The following is a 17,213-nucleotide window of genomic DNA, read 5'->3' as shown; positions in this document are numbered from 1 at the left end:
GAAAGGCGGAACCGACCGGTATTGGTCGCTTCCGCCTTTTGCTATGTCAGATGATTCGTCTGTCGACTATCGTGAGGGGAATCTCACAGGGTGTCGCCCAGATCGGTCTGGCCGCCGTTGTCGTCCAGGAAGTCATCCGGGTTGAAGTCATCGCCCAGCTTCAGGTCGCCGAAGTCGATGTTGGAGAAGTCCACATCGGACAGGTCGGTGTCGCCGAAGGAGCTGTCGGTGCCTTCGCCGCCCAAACCGAAGTTCGGGTAGATGGTGTCGCGGATGGCCTTGTCGGGCTCCACCGTGGCGTTGCGGTAACGGGCGAGGCCGGTACCTGCCGGGATGAGCTTACCGATGATGACGTTCTCCTTGAGGCCCTTCAGGTCATCGACCTTCTGGTTCAGGGCGGCTTCGGTGAGCACGCGGGTGGTCTCCTGGAAGGAGGCCGCGGACAGCCAGGAATCGGTGGCCAGCGAAGCCTTGGTGATGCCCATCAGCTCCGGACGGCCGGCGGCCGGCTTGCCACCGTTCTTCACGGCTTCCATGTTGGCGGCCTTGAAGCGTGCCTTGTCCACGAGTTCGCCCGGCAGCAGGTCGGTGTCGCCGGAGTCGATCACGGTGATGCGACGCAGCATCTGGTGCACGATGACCTCGATGTGCTTGTCGTGGATATCCACGCCCTGGGAGCGGTACACGGTGTGCACTTCCTCCACGATGTTCACCTGTGCGGCGCGCGGGCCGAGGATGCGCAGGATCTTCTTCGGGTCGACGGAGCCTTCGATGAGCTGGGTGCCGGCTTCGACATGGTCGCCGTCCTTGACCAGCATCGGCGCACGACGGGTCACCGGGTAGACGATCGGCTCGACGGAGTCGTCGTCCGGCTTCAGGGTGACCTGACGGCCGCGCTCGGTGTCTTCCACCTTGACCACGCCGGCGAACTCCGCGATCGGAGCCTCGCCCTTCGGGGTACGGGCTTCGAAAAGCTCGGTGACACGCGGAAGACCCTGGGTGATATCGGAAGCGGAAGCGACGCCGCCGGAGTGGAAGGAACGCAGCGTCAGCTGGGTACCAGGCTCACCGATGGACTGTGCTGCCACGATGCCGACGGCCTCGCCGACGTCCACCAGCTTGTTGGTGGCCAGGGACCAGCCGTAGCACTTGGCGCACACGCCACGCTTGGATTCGCAGGTCAGCACGGAACGGGCCTTGACCTCTTCCACACCGTGGGCAACGAGATCGTTGAGCACGTCCATGGACAGGGCGTCGCCGGCCTTGTACAGCACGGTCTCGCCGTCGGCCGGGTCGATGACGTCGGCCGCGAGCAGACGGGAGTACGGGCCACCGTCGGCGGCCTTGACCAGGTGCAGGTTGCCTTCGGCATCGCGTTCGCCGACCTTCATGGTCAGGCCGCGCTTGGTGCCGCAGTCCTCCTCACGCACGATCACGTCCTGGGAGACGTCCACCAGACGACGGGTCAGGTAGCCAGACTCTGCGGTACGCAGTGCGGTATCGGCCAGACCCTTACGCGCGCCGTGCTGGGAGATGAAGTATTCCAGCACGGACAGGCCCTTACGGTAGTTGGACTTGACCGGTCGAGGAATGATCTCGCCCTTCGGGTTTGCCACCAAGCCTCGCATACCTGCGATCTGGTTGATCTGCATCATGTTTCCTCGTGCACCGGACTGCACGATGATGGCCAGGTTGTTCTTGGAATCGAAGTGTTCCTCAACCGCCTCGGAGACCTCGCTGGTGCACTTGGTCCACAGGTCGACCAGTTCCTGACGACGCTCCTCTTCGGTGAGCATACCGATTTCGTAGTTCTCGTTAACCTTGTCGGCTTCGCCTTCGTACTTTTCGATGTACTCGTCCAGTTCCGGCGGCTGGATAACGTCGGAGAACGCGAAGGACACGCCGGACCACGGTGCGCGGGTGAAGCCCAGATCCTTCAGGGCGTCCAGCGTCACGGCCACCTGAGCGGTGGAGTAACGGGTCGCGATGTCGTCGACGATCTTGCTCAGACGCTTCTTCGGCGCCTGCTCGTTGACGAACGGGTAGTCGACCGGCAAGGTGCCGTTGAACAGGATACGGCCGTAGGAGGTGGCGAACAGGACGGAGCCGTCATGGAAACGCTCCTCCTTGACCACGTCCGGGCTGCCCGGTTCCGGATCGACGACCTTGACCTCGCCCGGCTCCCAGTCCTTCGGCAGCACGAAGTCCCGCGGAAGGCGGATGAGCACCTTGGCCTGCATGTCGATCTCGTGCTTGTCGAGCGCCATTTCGGCCTCTTCCAGCGAGGAGAACACGCGGCCCTGGCCCTTGGCGCCGTCGATGACGGTGGTCAGGTAATACAGACCGAGGATCATGTCCTGGCTCGGCATGGTCACGGTGTGGCCGTCTGCCGGCTTCAGGATGTTGTCGGAAGCCATCATCAGGGAACGGGCCTCAGCCTGGGCTTCGGCGGACAGCGGCAGGTGGACTGCCATCTGATCGCCATCGAAGTCGGCGTTGAATGCGGCGCAGGCAAGCGGCGGCAGGTGGATGGCCTTGCCTTCCACCAGGATCGGCTCGAATGCCTGGATGCCCAGACGGTGCAGCGTAGGTGCACGGTTCAGGAGCACCGGATGCTCGGAGATGACCTCTTCGAGCACGCCCCACACTTCGGAGTCGGCGCGGTCCACGAGGCGCTTGGCGCTCTTCATGTTCTGCGCGAAGCCCTGGTCCACGAGGCGCTTGATGACGAACGGCTTGAACAGCTCGAGGGCCATCGGCTTCGGCAGACCGCACTGGTGCATGCGCAGGGACGGGCCGACCACGATCACGGAACGGCCAGAGTAATCCACACGCTTACCGAGCAGGTTCTGACGGAAACGGCCCTGCTTGCCCTTGAGCATGTCGCTCAGGGACTTGAGCGGACGGTTCGAAGCGCCGGTGACCGGACGGCCACGACGGCCGTTGTCGAACAGGGAGTCGACGGCTTCCTGGAGCATGCGCTTCTCGTTGTTGAGCATGATCTCCGGGGCGCCGAGCTCGATGAGGCGCTTCAGACGGTTGTTACGGTTGATCACACGACGGTAGAGGTCGTTGAGGTCGGAGGTGGCGAAACGGCCACCGTCGAGCTGCACCATCGGGCGCAGGTCCGGCGGGATGACCGGGATCACGTCGAGCACCATGGCCTCCGGCTTGTTGCCGGTGGTCAGGAACGCGTTGACGACCTTCAGACGCTTCAGGGCGCGGGCCTTGCGCTGGCCGGTGCCCGTGTCGATCTCTTCGCGCAGCTGCTTGGAGGCTGCCTCGAGGTCGAAGTCCTGCAGACGCTTCTTGATGGCTTCGGCGCCCATGCAGCCTTCGAAGTAATCGCCGTAGCGGTCTTCCATCTCACGCCACAGGTCGACGTCGCCTTCCATGTCTCCCGGCTTCAGGGTCTTGAAGCGGTCGAACACGGCGCTCAGACGCTGGATCTGCTCGTCGTAGCGGGTACGGATGGCGGCCATTTCACGCTCGGCGCTGTTGCGCAGCTTGGCGCGTGCGGAGCCCTTGGCTTCGCCTTCGGCTTCGAGCTCGGCCAAATCGGCTTCGACCTTCTTGGCGCGCTCCTCGATTTCGGCGTTGCGGCGCTTCTCGAGGTTGGCGATCTCGTTGTCGAACTCCTGCTGCAGGTCCGGCAGGTCCTGATGACGCTGCTCTTCGTCCACCTTGGTGACCATGTAGGCCGCGAAGTAGATGACCTTCTCGAGGTCCTTCGGCGCGATGTCCAGCAGGTAGCCCAGTCGGGACGGCACACCCTTGAAGAACCAGATGTGGGTCACCGGAGCGGCGAGCTCGATGTGGCCCATGCGCTCACGACGCACACGGCTCTTGGTGACTTCCACGCCGCAGCGTTCGCAGACGATGCCCTTGAAGCGCACGCGCTTGTACTTGCCGCAGGCGCATTCCCAGTCGCGGGTAGGTCCGAAGATCTGCTCGCCGAACAGGCCGTCTTTCTCCGGCTTCAGGGTACGGTAGTTGATGGTCTCCGGCTTCTTGACCTCGCCGTAGCTCCAGTTACGGATGTCGTCGGCGGTGGCCAGTCCGATCCTCAGTTTGTCAAATTCGTTGACGTCCAGCACTCTATTGTCCTGTCTATCGATTCTTAATGCTTATCACGTTGTTCGGGGATTGGCCGCGCTGCACGCTGTGCTGCAGCGCGGCCAATCCTTTCAATCACTGGAATTCGGGCTCCTCGGCAACCTGGTCTTCCTTGGCGGCGGCGTCAGGACGCGCACCGATGTTGAAGCCGAGGTCATCGGAGGAAGTGGACGGATCGTCATCCTCGTCCTTCATGTCGATGGCCACGCCTTCGGCGTTGAGCACTTCGACATTCAGGGACAGGGACTGCATTTCCTTAAGCAGCACCTTGAAGGACTCCGGGATGCCTGCCGGCGGCAGGTTCTCGCCCTTCACGATGGCGCCGTAGACGCGCACGCGGCCGTCGACGTCATCGGACTTGGTGGTCATCATTTCGTGCAGCGTGTAGGCGGCACCGTAGGCCTCGAGGGCCCACACTTCCATCTCGCCGAAGCGCTGGCCACCGAACTGAGCCTTGCCGCCCAGCGGCTGCTGGGTGATCATGGAGTACGGGCCGGTGGAGCGGGCGTGGATCTTGTCGTCGACCAGGTGGTGCAGCTTCAGCATGTACATGTAGCCCACGGAGATCGGCTTCGGGAACGGTTCGCCGGTACGGCCGTCGAACAGGGTCGCCTTGCCGTCGGGGCCGACGAGCTTGTTGCCGTCGCGGTCCGGAAGGGTGCAGCTGAGCAGGCCCTTGATGGTTTCCGGACGGACGCCGTCGAACACCGGGGTGGCCACCGGAGTGCCCGGAGCGCCCTTTTCGGCGCCCTGCGGCACGTACTTCTTCCAAGCGGCCTCGGCATCCGGGTCGAGGGAGATGTCCCAGCCGGCGTGCGCGATCCAGCCGAGGTGCAGTTCCAGCACCTGGCCAAGGTTCATTCGAGAAGGCACGCCCAGCGGGTTCAGCATGATGTCGACCGGAGTACCGTCGGCGAGGAACGGCATGTCCTCTTCCGGCAGGATGCGGGAGATGACGCCCTTGTTGCCGTGACGGCCGGAGAGCTTGTCGCCCTGGGTGATCTTACGGTGCTGTGCGATGTAGACGCGAATCATCTGGTTCACGCCGTTCGGCAGTTCGTCGCCGTCTTCCTCGGCGTCTTCGCGGGTGATTTCCTTGACCGCGATGACGGTGCCGGTCTCGCCGTGAGGCACGCGCAGCGAGGTGTCACGCACCTCGCGGCTCTTCTCACCGAAGATGGCGCGCAGCAGACGCTCTTCCGGAGTCAGCTCGGTCTCGCCCTTCGGGGTGACCTTGCCGACCAGAATGTCGCCGGCTTCGACTTCGGCGCCGATGCGGATGATGCCACGCTCGTCGAGGTTGGCCACCGCGTCCTCGCCGACGTTCGGCAGGTCGCGGGTGATCTCTTCGGCACCCAGCTTGGTTTCGCGGGCGTCGATCTCGTACTCCTCGATGTGGATGGAGCTCAGGGTGTCGTCCTGCACGAGGCGCTGGGAGATGATCACAGCATCCTCGTAGTTGTAGCCGTTCCACGGCATGAAGGCGATGAGCAGGTTCTTGCCCAGTGCCATCTCGCCCTTCTGGGTTGCCGGACCATCGGCCAGCACGGTGCCGGCTTCCACGCGTTCGCCGTCGTGGATGAGCGGGACCTGGTTGTAGCAGGTGGTCTGGTTGGAGCGCTGGAACTTGGCCAGCTTGTAAGAGCTGGTGGTGCCATCGTCGTTCATGGTACGGATGATGTCGGCGGACACGTAGGTCACCACGCCCGGCTTCTCGGCCAGGATGACGTCGCCGGAATCGACGGCGGCGCGCCATTCGGCGCCGGTGCCCACGAGCGGACGCTCGGATTCGATCAGCGGCACGGCCTGACGCTGCATGTTGGTGCCCATCAGCGCTCGGTGTCCCTCATCGTGCTCCAGGAACGGAATCAGGGAGGCGCCGACGGAAACCATCTGACGCGGGGAGACGTCCATGTAATCGACGGAGCTGACCGGCACATCGACCGCTTCCTCTTCGCCGACTCGGGCAAGGGCCTGCTTCTTGACGAAGTTGCCGTTCTCGTCGAGCTCCTGGTTGGCCTGGGCGATGACGTGCTCGGCATCGCGGTCTGCGGTCATGTACTCGACTTCGTCGGTGACGTGGCCGTTGACGACCTTGCGGTACGGGGTCTCGATGAAACCGAACGGGTTGATGCGTCCGAAGGTTGCCAAGGAGCCGATCAGACCGATGTTCGGGCCTTCAGGAGACTCGATCGGGCACATACGGCCGAAATGGGACGGGTGCACGTCTCGCACTTCCATGGAGGCGCGGTCGCGGGACAGGCCGCCGGGGCCCAGAGCGGACAGACGACGCTTGTTGGTCACGCCAGCCAGCGGGTTGTTCTGGTCCATGAACTGGGACAGCTGGGAGGTTCCGAAGAACTCCTTGATGGTGGCGTTCACCGGACGGATGTTGATCAGGGACTGCGGGGTGATGGCCTCGGGATCCTGGGTGGTCATACGTTCGCGGACCACACGCTCCATACGGCTCAGACCGGTGCGCAGCTGGTTCTGGATCAGCTCGCCGACCTGGCGGATACGACGGTTGCCGAAGTGGTCGATATCGTCGACGTCCACGCGCAGGTCAACGTCCTGGCCGTCGCGCTTGCCCGGGAACTTGGTCTCGCCCGCATGCAGGGTGACCAAGTACTTGATGGTGGCGATGATGTCCTCGCGGGACAGGCTGCGGTCGTTGACGTCCTTTTCCAGACCAAGCTTGCGGTTGATCTTGTAACGGCCGACGCGGGCCAGATCGTAACGCTTGGTGTTGAAGTAGAAGGAGTCCAGCAGGTTCTTGCCGGCTTCCGGAGTCGGGGTGTCGGCCGGACGGATCTTGCGGTACAGGTCGGTCAGGGCCTCGTCCTGGGTCTGCACGGTCTCCTTGGCGAGAGCGTCCATGACCAGCGGGTAGTCCTTGAAGGCGTCGGCAATTTCATCCTTGGTCATGCCGATGGCCATGAGGAACACGATGGCGGACTGCTTGCGCTTACGGTCCACGCGCACGCCGAGGACGTCGCGCTTGTCGATCTCGAACTCGAGCCATGCGCCACGGCTCGGGATGATCTTCGCGCCGAAGACTTCCTTATCGGAGGTACGGTCCTGGGAACGGTCGAAGTACACGCCCGGGGAACGCACGAGCTGGGACACGATCACTCGCTCGGTACCACCGATGATGAAGGTGCCGTGCGGGGTCTGCAGCGGGAAATCGCCCATGAACACGGTCTGGGACTTGATTTCGCCGGTGTCGCCGTTCTCGAATTCGGCGTTCACGTACAGCGGCGCGGAGTAGGTGTAATCCTTCTCCTTGCATTCCTGCACGGTGTGGCGCGGTTCTTCGAAGTACGGATCGGAGAAGGTCAGGCTCATGGTCTGAGCGAAGTTCTCGATCGGGGAGATCTCCTGGAAGACCTCGTCAAGACCGGAGGTGTGGGGCACGGTGTTGGTGCCGTTCTCCAGATCCTCCTGGACTCGCTTCTGCCAGCGCTCGTTGCCGATGAGCCAGTCAAAGCTGTCAGTCTGTACACCCAACAGGTAGGGTACATCAATGGGCTCGCGGATGGAGCCGAAATTCACACGGTCCGACGCCTTGTGCAGATCAATATCATGCTGGTCGGCGCGTGCGATGATGGTGGTGGTGTTCGTCGTAGCCTCAGCCAATGGACGTTCCTTATCGCTCGCTAATCGTATCGATATGTTTCCCCGGAAGCGCTCTCATTGGCCACCATATGCCTAATACGCGGGCGCTTCTTCCTTGTCAGCGTGCCCGCTATATGACACGCATCTACGCAAAGTCATAAGAATAGCATAACCTGTAGATTTTCACTCAACCGTGATACCGACCGGTTCCGACTTGGTTTTCGCATGTCCTTCGACCGACAGTTGGGCCGAATACACGCCACGGTCCACGTTCGGCAGGTCCGCCGCGTCGGCGCATTCGCTGCCGGAACGCACGCCCGGCCAAGCGATCGTCTGCTTGACCTCGTCGCCCTTGGCTATCAGCCGGTAATCCGTGTCCACGGGGCATACGTTCGATTTCCAGACCACGTCCTTGCCCGACTTGATCGTCAGCACCATGCCCGCCTGGGACACGTCGATCAGACAGCCAGCCTTGCCGGAACCGTTGTATTTCACGGAAGCGGTGAAGTCCATCGTGCCGCCCACACCGAAGCTCGATGCGGCCGGAGTAAGCGACAGCGCGACGTTGGATGCGTCGCAATCGGGGACGCTGCTTTTCTGCTGTTGGGTCGGCGACGGCACCTCCTTGCGGGAGATCGCGTAAACATCGGCATGGTGGATTTCGCGGTTGACAGCGACGACGCCCTGCGTCAGCGAATACAGGCAGAATACGATGAAGCTCAGCACCAGCACCGTCGCGATACCGAAAACGATGCGGCGGCGGCGATACATCGCCTGCTGTTGTTTCGTACGTTTCTTACCGGTCCGCGGGGAGGTCTTGTAAGCCATGGCTCCCAGTCTAGCGTGTCATCCTCCGTGCGGCACCGCGGCCGCACGCACCACGCATGCCGTGTACGTTACACCGGCAGCCGCACCCCTCCCCCGGGCAGGATTTCGATCAGACCGTCCTCGTCAAGCGACGCGATGCATTTGTCCAGCTGCACGTGGTCTTTCCACAGCCGTTCGGCGCTCTTGCGATCAAGCACCGTCTCGCCATCCGGCAGGCCGCGCAGCGCGTTCAGCACCAGCCCGCGCACCTGCCGGTCCGTACCTTGGAATCGTTGGCGTGGTCGCGTACGCCGCTGCCCCAATCCCGGTCTTCCGTTGCGTAGGAACGCGCATTTTCCGGCGATCGGACAGGCTTCGCATAATGGCGATTTCGCAGTGCACACCGTCGCGCCGAGTTCCATGACGGCCTGGTTCCACACGACGGACGGGCGATCGAAACGACGGCATTTCGCGGAATCATCGTCCGGCAACAGCCGTTTCGCCAGCGCGCGTTCCGCGGGACTTGCGCTGCCGCCGAGCGATTCGACGCCGACGAACGCACGTGACAGCACACGGCGGATGTTCGTGTCGACCACCGCGATACGTTCGCCGAAAGCGAACGACAGCACCGCGCTTGCCGTGTAATCACCGATGCCGGGCAGAGCAAGCAATTCGTCGTACGTATGCGGCAGCTCGTCGGCGTAATCGTATGCGATGACGTGCGCGCATTCCTGCAATCGCAGGGCGCGCCGCGGATAGCCAAGCCGCCCCCATGCGGTGATCACGTCGGATTTCGGCGCGTCGGCGAGCGCGGCTGCGTCCGGCCATCGGTCCATCCATGCGGTCCAATACGGCACGACGCGGCCCATCTGCGTCTGCTGGCTCATCACTTCGGAAACGAGCACGCCCCACGGTGTGGTGCGGCCGAATCGCCATGGCAGGTCGCGCGCGTTGGTCTGCCACCATTGCGCGAGCGTCGTTGCGATTTCGTCAGCATCGGAAGCATCGGAGGTGACGGCGGTGGCGGAATCGGCAAAGTCGTCAAAGTCGGCGTCACGTACGGCGGTGTCGTATGTGGTGTTCGTGTCGTTCATCGTTCCTATTCTTAGCATTTATGACGAACGAAGAACATACCGATAACACGCAGGGCGCAACGCGCGACGCCGAGACGCAGGCGGCCGAAGCCAAGGTCGAGAAGATGTTCGAATACGGGTACCGCAAGTCCAATTACGGCCCGGACGAACTGGTGACCGACGCGCACGGCAATCCGATTTCCGTGGTGGACGCGATGCTGAGCGCGAAGGACGCGGCGAAGGCGGAGACCTCCACCCCGCACCTGTGCTACTACTCCCCGCGTATTCCGGGCAACACGGGTTCCGCGATCCGCCTGTGCGCCGTGACGGGAACGATTCTGCACCTGGTGGAACCTTTGGGTTTCAATCTGCGGGATACCAAGCTGCGCCGTGCGGGGCTCGACTACCATGACATGGCGCATGTGGTGCTGCACCCGAATTTCGAGGATCTGGTGGAATCGATGCCGGATTCGCGCATCATCGCCTTCACCGCGCACGCCACCAAGCTGTACACCGACATCGAATACAGGCCGACCGACATCCTGCTGTTCGGTCCGGAACCGGGCAATATCCCCGATCCGATGGACATCATGGCCGGCCCGCATGTGGCCGAGCAGGTGCGTCTGCCGATGCGTCCTTCGCTGCGTAGCCTGAATCTCACCAACTGCGCCTCCATCGCCATCTACGAAGCCTGGCGACAGTTGAACTTTGCCGGCGGTAAGTAAAAACAGTTTTACAAACGCAAAAGAGCCCGGCCCTCCGTGCAGGAAGGTCGGGTTCTTTCGTAAGAACGTCAGTTCTTGAAGGAGTGGATCGGCGCCGGAATGCGGCCGCCACGGGTCACGAAGGCCTCGCAGCTGGTCTGGTTCACCGGAATGATCGGCGCGTAGCCCATGAGGCCGCCGAAGTTGGCCATCTCGCCCACGCCCTTGCCTTCCACCGGGATTACACGCACGGCGGTGGTCTTCTGGTTGACCATGCCAATGGCGGCCTCGTCGGCGATGATGCCGGAGATGGTGGACGCGGTGGTGTCGCCCGGAATGGCAATCATGTCAAGGCCGACGGAGCATACGCAGGTCATAGCCTCGAGCTTTTCGATCTTCAGGCAGCCGTTGGTGGCTGCATCGATCATGTTCTTGTCTTCGGAGACAGGGATGAACGCGCCGGAAAGTCCGCCGACGTAGGAGGACGCCATGATGCCGCCCTTCTTCACCTGGTCGTTGAGCATGGCGAGCGCCGCGGTGGTGCCCGGTGCGCCAACCTGTTCGAGGCCGATCTTTTCAAGCACTTCGCCGACGGAATCGCCTACGGCCGGGGTTGGCGCAAGGGAAAGGTCGATGATGCCGAATGGAATGCCGAGGCGACGGGAAGCCTCCTGGGCCACCAGCTGGCCGACGCGCGTGATCTTGAACGCGGTGCGCTTGATGGTTTCGCACAAGAACTCGAAATCCTTGCCCTTGGCCTCGTCCAATGCACGGGAGACCACACCCGGGCCGGAAACGCCGACGTTGATGACCGCGTCGCCTTCGGTCACGCCATGGAAGCCGCCGGCCATGAACGGGTTGTCGTCCGGGGCGTTGCAGAATGCCACGAACTTCACGCAACCGTAGGAATCATTGTCTGCGGTGGCGTGCGCGATGTCCTTGACGATGTGGCCGAGCAGTTCGACGGAGTTCATGTCGATGCCGGTTTTGGTGGAGCCCACGTTCACGGAGGAGCACACGATGTCGGTTTCGGAAAGCGCCTGCGGCAGGGAACGGATAAGCATCTCCTCGGCCGGGGTCATGGACTTGGATACGAGTGCGGAGTAGCCGCCGATCAGGTCGACGCCGACCTTCTTGGCAGCACGGTCGAGCGCGTGCGCGATTTTGACGAAGTCCTCGGAGCTCTTGCAGGAGCTTGCGCCCACCAGCGAGATCGGAGTGACGGTGATACGCTTATTGACGATCGGGATGCCGTAGTCGCGTTCGATGGCCTGGCCGGTGGATACGAGATCCTTGGCATACGTGGTGATCTTGTTGTAGATGTTCTCGCAGACCTCGTCGACGCTGTCGGCGGCGCAGTCCAGCAGGCTGATGCCCATGGTGATGGTGCGCACGTCGAGCTTCTCCTGCTCGATCATCTTGTTGGTCTCGTGGACCTCCATGATATTCAGCATGGTTTTTCCTTACGGTTGCTCGGATTCGAAGATTCGGTTACTTGCCTGACCAGCAGCTCAGACGCGGTGCATCTTGGTGAAGATCTCTTCGCGCTGGCAGCGGATGCGCACGCCGATCTCCTCGCCGAGCTTGTCGAGGTCGTCGACGACTGTGCCGAATTCCTCGTCCGCGTTGGAATAATCCACAATCATCATCATGTTGAAGAAACCGTCGATGATGGTCTGGGAGATGTCGAGCACGTTGACCTGGTGCGCGGAAAGATAGGTGCAGACGCGGGCGATGATGCCGACAGTATCCTGACCGACGACGGTGATGATTGCCTTGTTCATGGAACTCCCTAAACGTGAGGTGTGAATATCCAGTTGCCGCCTCGGCGAATTGCCGGACGTGCCCTCAAGTATAGGAAAGGCACGTGCCAAAACACCCCTCTCCCCCGCTTTTCGCATTACATGGTGAGACGCCACACGCGCATGTCAGTAGTCAAACGTTTACCTAGGTCGTCACCGCCCACGGATTCACCCGCGCTGTGTCGCAACATAGCATGACATGCAACATCCGCCGGCAAATTACAACGCAGCGCACATATCGTGCCCATATCTCGCACATATCGTGTACATACCCCTGCACATACGGCAGCGGCCCCGCACCCGCCGTGTCACAAGGAACACGCAGGAACGGGGCCGCCGGATACGGCTCTACGTCTTAGCGCCAAATACCGTTCAATGCACGCGCATCAACCGCATCGATCTTGCCGGACGACGCGATGCGAAGCTCACCGTCGCCATCAGCGCCTTGGAACAGCATGCTTCCTGCCGCCTGACCGCCATTGAGGAACACTTCGACAACATTGCGGTCGAAGAACACCTCCACCTGGCGAACATCGGTGATGCCGCTGTCGAAGTCGACATCCTCCACCGCAGTGCCCTTGGCCACCAGGCGGGTCACGCCATCAGTGCGCTGCAGCAGCAGTTCGGTCGGCCTGCCGTCCTGCGGGTTGACGCCCTTCGCCAGCACCATGATGGCATCGGCATCATCCGCCAGATGCACGTTCGCATAGTATGCGTTGCCGGGAGCCGTAACGACCATATCCCCGCCATCGCCGTGCACGGCAAGACGCTCGCCGAGCAGCTCGCGGTACACTTCGCTCACCGGCTTGCTGTACAGCCTGCCGTCACGCACATGCAATTCGCGCGGCAGCGACATCATGCCGTTGGCCAGGCATGGCTGTTCGACACGCATCTCCGGAAAATCGGTGAACCAGCCGAATACGATGCGACGGCCGTTATCGTCGACGAAGCTTTGCGTGGCGTAATATCCGGTGCCGAAATCGCACCAGTCGCTGGCCTTGACATCCAGTTTCGGACCATTATCGGTATTCACCAAGTCGCCGGCATACCAGCGCACCTGCTGGAAACGTCCCTGCTTGTCGCGGTAATGCATCAGCGCGCCCACGGCAACGGTCACGCCGTCGACCTGGAACAGGTCAGGGCATTCGTAGGTGCGTGCGATCTGATGACCGAAATCGGCGAGCACCGGCCCTTCGTAGCGCCATGTCACATTGCGCTTGAGCGGTTTCTTCGCGGAGAACAATGTCATGGCGGGAACGGTGGCGTTGTTCGGCTGGTCGACCCCCGGCTTGCCCTGAGGAGAATAAGTGAACCAGCCGCCGGTGTTCTGGGTGCTGATGCCGGGAACCGCACTATCGGCGGCGTCTGCGCCAAATTCCGATACCGGCAGATTGGTGGCGGTTACCATATAGGCACGATCCGGGTCGAGCGCCTCGCCGACCATGCCGCATTCAACCTTCGGATCACGGAAGTCATAGCCAAAATCGTCATTCGCACGCAGCGCCACCGGCGATTCCACGCGAACATGCACGCCGTCCTCGCACAGGCAGGTGGTCTGGTATTCGGTGACGGAGGATTCGTCGCCGCGGGTTTCCAGATGACGGGTCAGGTACAGGCGGATGGCGTTTGCCTCGTTGCCGGCGACCGGATTGTCATGCTCGTCCACGGTCACGGCCGAACCGGAGAACGCGCCGCCGACGATACGCTCGTCGGTGTGCAGTTCGGGCTGCGGTTCCAGGAAGACTGGCAGATGAGTCCAATGCACCAGATCACGGCTTACCGCGTGCCCCCAATGCATATTGTCCCAGCCGAAACCATACGGGTTGAGCTGGAAGAACAGGTGGTAGCGCCCTTGGAACTGGCACAGGCCGTTCGGATCGTTCATCCAACGTGCGAACGGTTCGAAATGCGCGCCCGAACGCCCGAAACGGTTGTAGATCTGTTCCAGCGTGGGCTGTGCAGGCCAATCGGTGTCGCTTGGATTCATGTTCACGTAGCGAACGCCGTTGTCAAGCAGGTCATCGCATTCGGAAAGGTAGCCGAAGCGTACAACCAGGCCGCTTGCCGCCACGGTGACGGTGGATTTCTGCGGCACCGCAATGGAGAAATGATGCCTGCGTTCGGCGATGGGCATGGTGTGCGCCGCGATTGCGACGCCGTTGCCGTCCGCAACGGTGACGACGGCGTTCCCCTCGCCACAGCGTTCGGCGAACAGATCGAGCTGCCGGTAGCCGCCGGTTTCGACGGAGATGGAATAGGTATTCGACATAGTAGACCCCTCTACACGTGTGAAATGAATATGGAAAATGGATGGAAATACTCAAAGACGCAGTGCCGTCAGGAAACGATCGAATCGCGTTCGATGATGCGGCATCGCAACGGTGTCATCGGGCCGTTCTCCAAACGCCTGATCGAATCCTCACTGCGTGCAAGGCTTTCCGTGGCGGCTTCATCGTCGATCATGGCGACCAGCTGATGCACCGCTTCGAAGCCCATTTCGTAGTGAGGAAGCTCCAAGGTGGTCAACGCGGGCTTGAGCACGTCCGTAATGAGCGGCTGGTTGTCGATGCTGATCACGGAAACGTCTGTGCCGATGCCGACCGACCGCTCTCTGGCCGCCTCGTAGATGAAGGTCGCGCGCACATCGTTGAAGCAGAAGATGCCGTCCGGCTTGATCTCGTCGAACACGCGACCGGCTTCCGAAGCGGCGTTTGTGGCCTCTTCCACGTTGACGACCAACTGCTCGTCGAAGGGGATGCCCGCGTCCGCGAGCGCTCGGCGATACCCGGCGAACCGCTCCCCCTGGGCGATAATGGTGATTGAGGAACCGTAGTAAACGATGCGTTTGCAGCCGGCCTGAATCAGCCGATTGGTGGCATCGTACCCTGCCATTTCGTCGTCGGGGTAGATCGAGGGAATCTTGCGATTCTCGTCTTCGCTGTCGACGACGACCGTGGGGCTGCCTTCGAGTTCGGCGGGGATCTCCACAACACGGTGGTACATCATGGCATACAGGAAACCGTCCACGCGGTACTGCCGCAGGGCCGCGATCTCCTGGTTCTCCAGTTCCCGATCGTTTCCCGTGTTGACGGTGAGCAGAATATAGCCGAGTTTGCGCGCTGCCTCCTGCGCTCCCACCAGTACGCGCCCGGCATGTGGCGAGGTGGCGATCTCATCGGTGATAAAGCCGAGGACATACGACCTGCTGGTGCGCAATGTACGCGCCACGGAGTTCGGCTTGTATCCCATTGATTGGGCCGTTCCGCGCACTCGTTGCGCCACCGCCTTGCTGACGCGATTGCGGTCCTTGTTGTTCATGACCAATGACACGGTGCAACTGGAGACGCCGGCCTCTTTTGCGATGTCTTTGATCGATACCAATGGTTTTGCCTTGTCTGCTTGGCGGCTTTGTGAAGCGGATTCCATTGTATGCCCGCCTTTCTTTGGCGACACTCTGCCGTTCAGCTTTTCGCGTATCGGATGCCCGGCTGCTCCCGGTCATGGATGTCCATTCCCGGAATCCGGCCGAACGAGTACACGATCCACGCAGTGCAGAACATCGGCAGCGACATGCCGAACACCATGAGCAGACCCGGCCATTGCGCCCAGGCAAGGATCGCCAGCAGTGCGAGTCCGATCTGCAGCAGGGTGCACAGCGGACGGGCCACGATCATGGTCAGTGTTGTGCGGACGATCCACAGCGGACGTTCGTCATAGTTCGCGCGCACCACCCAGACCAGCATGGTGAAGGCCAGCAATACCAGTGCCAGCACGAACAGTACGCCGGAAACCGCCACGTCGAACGTTCCGCGTGCATGCCAGTTCATCATGTAGTAGTCGATGGCGAGCACCACCCAGCATACGGCCAACGGCCAGCCGAAGAGATTCGCCTGCTTGAGCTCGTTTTTCCATGCGCCGTGGAAGATGCCCCATACTTCCTTGGCACGCATCGACCGATCCTCAGCACGCAGCCACGTGCGGAACGTGGTTTGCGCGGCGGCGCAGGATGGGAAGAATCCCAGCACCACGGCACCCAGCAGTGTGTGCACGAGCATGGCGATGTTCACCACGAAGATCGTGAGCAGCAGACGGCAGAACCGTTCATAGGCCACGGAAAAACGAGCGAGCATGGCGAATCCCTTTCAATCAGCCCTTGACGGCGCCGAGCATGACGCCCTTGTTGAAGTACTTCTGCAGGAACGGGTACAGCACCAGCAGAGGCAGGGTGGAGACGATGATGATGCCGAACTTGATCTGGTCGGCCGCCTGCTGTTGGGCCGCGGCGTTGACGTTCGTACCGGTGCCTTGTGCCACCAGCAGCAACTGCTGCAAGACCACCTGCAACGGCTGCTTTGTGTCGTCGGTGATGTAGATCAAGCCTGTCATGAAGTCGTTCCAGTGGCCGACGAAGTAGTACAGGCCGATGACGGCGAGGATGGCGGAGCTTAACGGCAGCACGATCTTGAAGAAGTAGCCGAAGTAGCTCAGGCCGTCGATCTGCGCAGCATCATGCAGTTCCTCCGGAATGGAGGTTTCGAAGAAGGAGCGCGCCACGATCACGTTGTATACGGAGACAGCGCCGGGCAGGATGAACACCCACATGGTGTTGTTGATGCCGAGGGCTTTGTACAGCAAATAGTTCGGAATCAGGCCGCCGCTGATGAACATGGTGACGGTGAACAGGAACATGATGACGCGGCGCGGCTTGAATTCGCGACGGGACAGCGCGAAGGCGCAGGGGATGGTCACGGCCATGTTGACCGCGGTGCCGACCACCGAGTAGATGATCGTGTTGAGATAGCCCTGCCAGATGCGATGGTTGGCGAACACCTTCGCATACCCGACGAAGGTCACGCCTTTGGGCAGCAGGGTCACTTCGCCGCCGGCCACGGCATTCGGGTCGGAGAACGATGCGATGACCACGAACCACAGGGGGTAGAGCACTGCGACCACGGTGAACACCAGAAGCAGCACGATGACAAAGTCGACGGCCAGATCACCTGGCGTTTTCTTCTGACGTACATGCTTGTTCCAGGGAATATCGTTCTTGCTTTGGGCAACGGCCCCGGTTGTTGTTGCAGACATGATGACTGCCT

General features: G+C 61.6%; 11 protein-coding genes. 1 reads left to right on the top strand and 10 read right to left on the bottom strand.

Features of this window, described 5'->3' with window-relative positions; all coding sequences use genetic code 11:
• Positions 1–83: 83 nt before the first annotated feature.
• The 4 genes from KSX58_RS07705 to KSX58_RS07690 form a co-directional block, all read right to left on the bottom strand.
• Positions 84–4,097, bottom strand: a complete 4,014-nt coding sequence (locus tag KSX58_RS07705; protein WP_038444924.1) for a DNA-directed RNA polymerase subunit beta' — start codon at positions 4,095–4,097, stop codon at positions 84–86.
• Positions 4,098–4,191: 94 nt separating this feature from the next.
• Positions 4,192–7,752, bottom strand: a complete 3,561-nt coding sequence (gene rpoB, locus KSX58_RS07700; RefSeq protein WP_003806733.1) for a DNA-directed RNA polymerase subunit beta — start codon at positions 7,750–7,752, stop codon at positions 4,192–4,194.
• Between the two features lie 162 nt (positions 7,753–7,914).
• On the bottom strand, positions 7,915–8,559 hold the full coding sequence (locus tag KSX58_RS07695) for a hypothetical protein (protein WP_003806734.1): 645 nt from the start codon (positions 8,557–8,559) through the stop codon (positions 7,915–7,917).
• Between the two features lie 68 nt (positions 8,560–8,627).
• Positions 8,628–9,650 (bottom strand): A/G-specific adenine glycosylase, encoded by a 1,023-nt coding sequence (locus KSX58_RS07690; protein ID WP_237976473.1) that lies wholly within the window; start codon positions 9,648–9,650, stop codon positions 8,628–8,630.
• A gap of 86 nt (positions 9,651–9,736) precedes the next feature.
• Between KSX58_RS07690 and KSX58_RS07685 the strand changes: the two genes are divergently transcribed.
• Positions 9,737–10,336 carry a tRNA (cytidine(34)-2'-O)-methyltransferase gene (locus KSX58_RS07685; protein WP_236838149.1) on the top strand — a complete coding sequence of 200 codons (600 nt, stop codon included), beginning with the start codon at positions 9,737–9,739 and terminating at the stop codon, positions 10,334–10,336.
• A gap of 68 nt (positions 10,337–10,404) precedes the next feature.
• On the opposite strand, the gene KSX58_RS07680 is transcribed toward KSX58_RS07685, so the two are convergent.
• The 6 genes from KSX58_RS07680 to KSX58_RS07655 form a co-directional block, all read right to left on the bottom strand.
• On the bottom strand, positions 10,405–11,769 hold the full coding sequence (locus tag KSX58_RS07680; RefSeq protein WP_085393426.1) for a PFL family protein: 1,365 nt from the start codon (positions 11,767–11,769) through the stop codon (positions 10,405–10,407).
• A 57-nt stretch (positions 11,770–11,826) separates the two neighbouring features.
• Positions 11,827–12,099 (bottom strand): ACT domain-containing protein, encoded by a 273-nt coding sequence (locus KSX58_RS07675; protein WP_003806738.1) that lies wholly within the window; start codon positions 12,097–12,099, stop codon positions 11,827–11,829.
• Positions 12,100–12,472: 373 nt separating this feature from the next.
• Positions 12,473–14,386, bottom strand: a complete 1,914-nt coding sequence (locus KSX58_RS07670; protein ID WP_217736146.1) for a glycoside hydrolase family 32 protein — start codon at positions 14,384–14,386, stop codon at positions 12,473–12,475.
• Between the two features lie 68 nt (positions 14,387–14,454).
• The gene (locus KSX58_RS07665; protein WP_011743643.1) at positions 14,455–15,543 is read right to left on the bottom strand and encodes a LacI family DNA-binding transcriptional regulator; all 1,089 of its coding nucleotides are present in this window, start codon (positions 15,541–15,543) and stop codon (positions 14,455–14,457) included.
• 35 nt (positions 15,544–15,578) lie between these two features.
• Positions 15,579–16,247, bottom strand: coding sequence for a YesL family protein (locus tag KSX58_RS07660; RefSeq protein WP_011743644.1), 669 nt, complete (start codon positions 16,245–16,247; stop codon positions 15,579–15,581).
• A gap of 16 nt (positions 16,248–16,263) precedes the next feature.
• Positions 16,264–17,202 (bottom strand): carbohydrate ABC transporter permease, encoded by a 939-nt coding sequence (locus KSX58_RS07655; protein ID WP_038444913.1) that lies wholly within the window; start codon positions 17,200–17,202, stop codon positions 16,264–16,266.
• Positions 17,203–17,213: the final 11 nt, after the last annotated feature.

Origin of the sequence: Bifidobacterium sp. MSK.17.10 (assembly GCF_019129655.1) — a bacterium.
Taxonomy (GTDB): domain Bacteria; phylum Actinomycetota; class Actinomycetes; order Actinomycetales; family Bifidobacteriaceae; genus Bifidobacterium; species Bifidobacterium adolescentis.
This window is presented reverse-complemented; position numbering and strand designations above follow the sequence as displayed.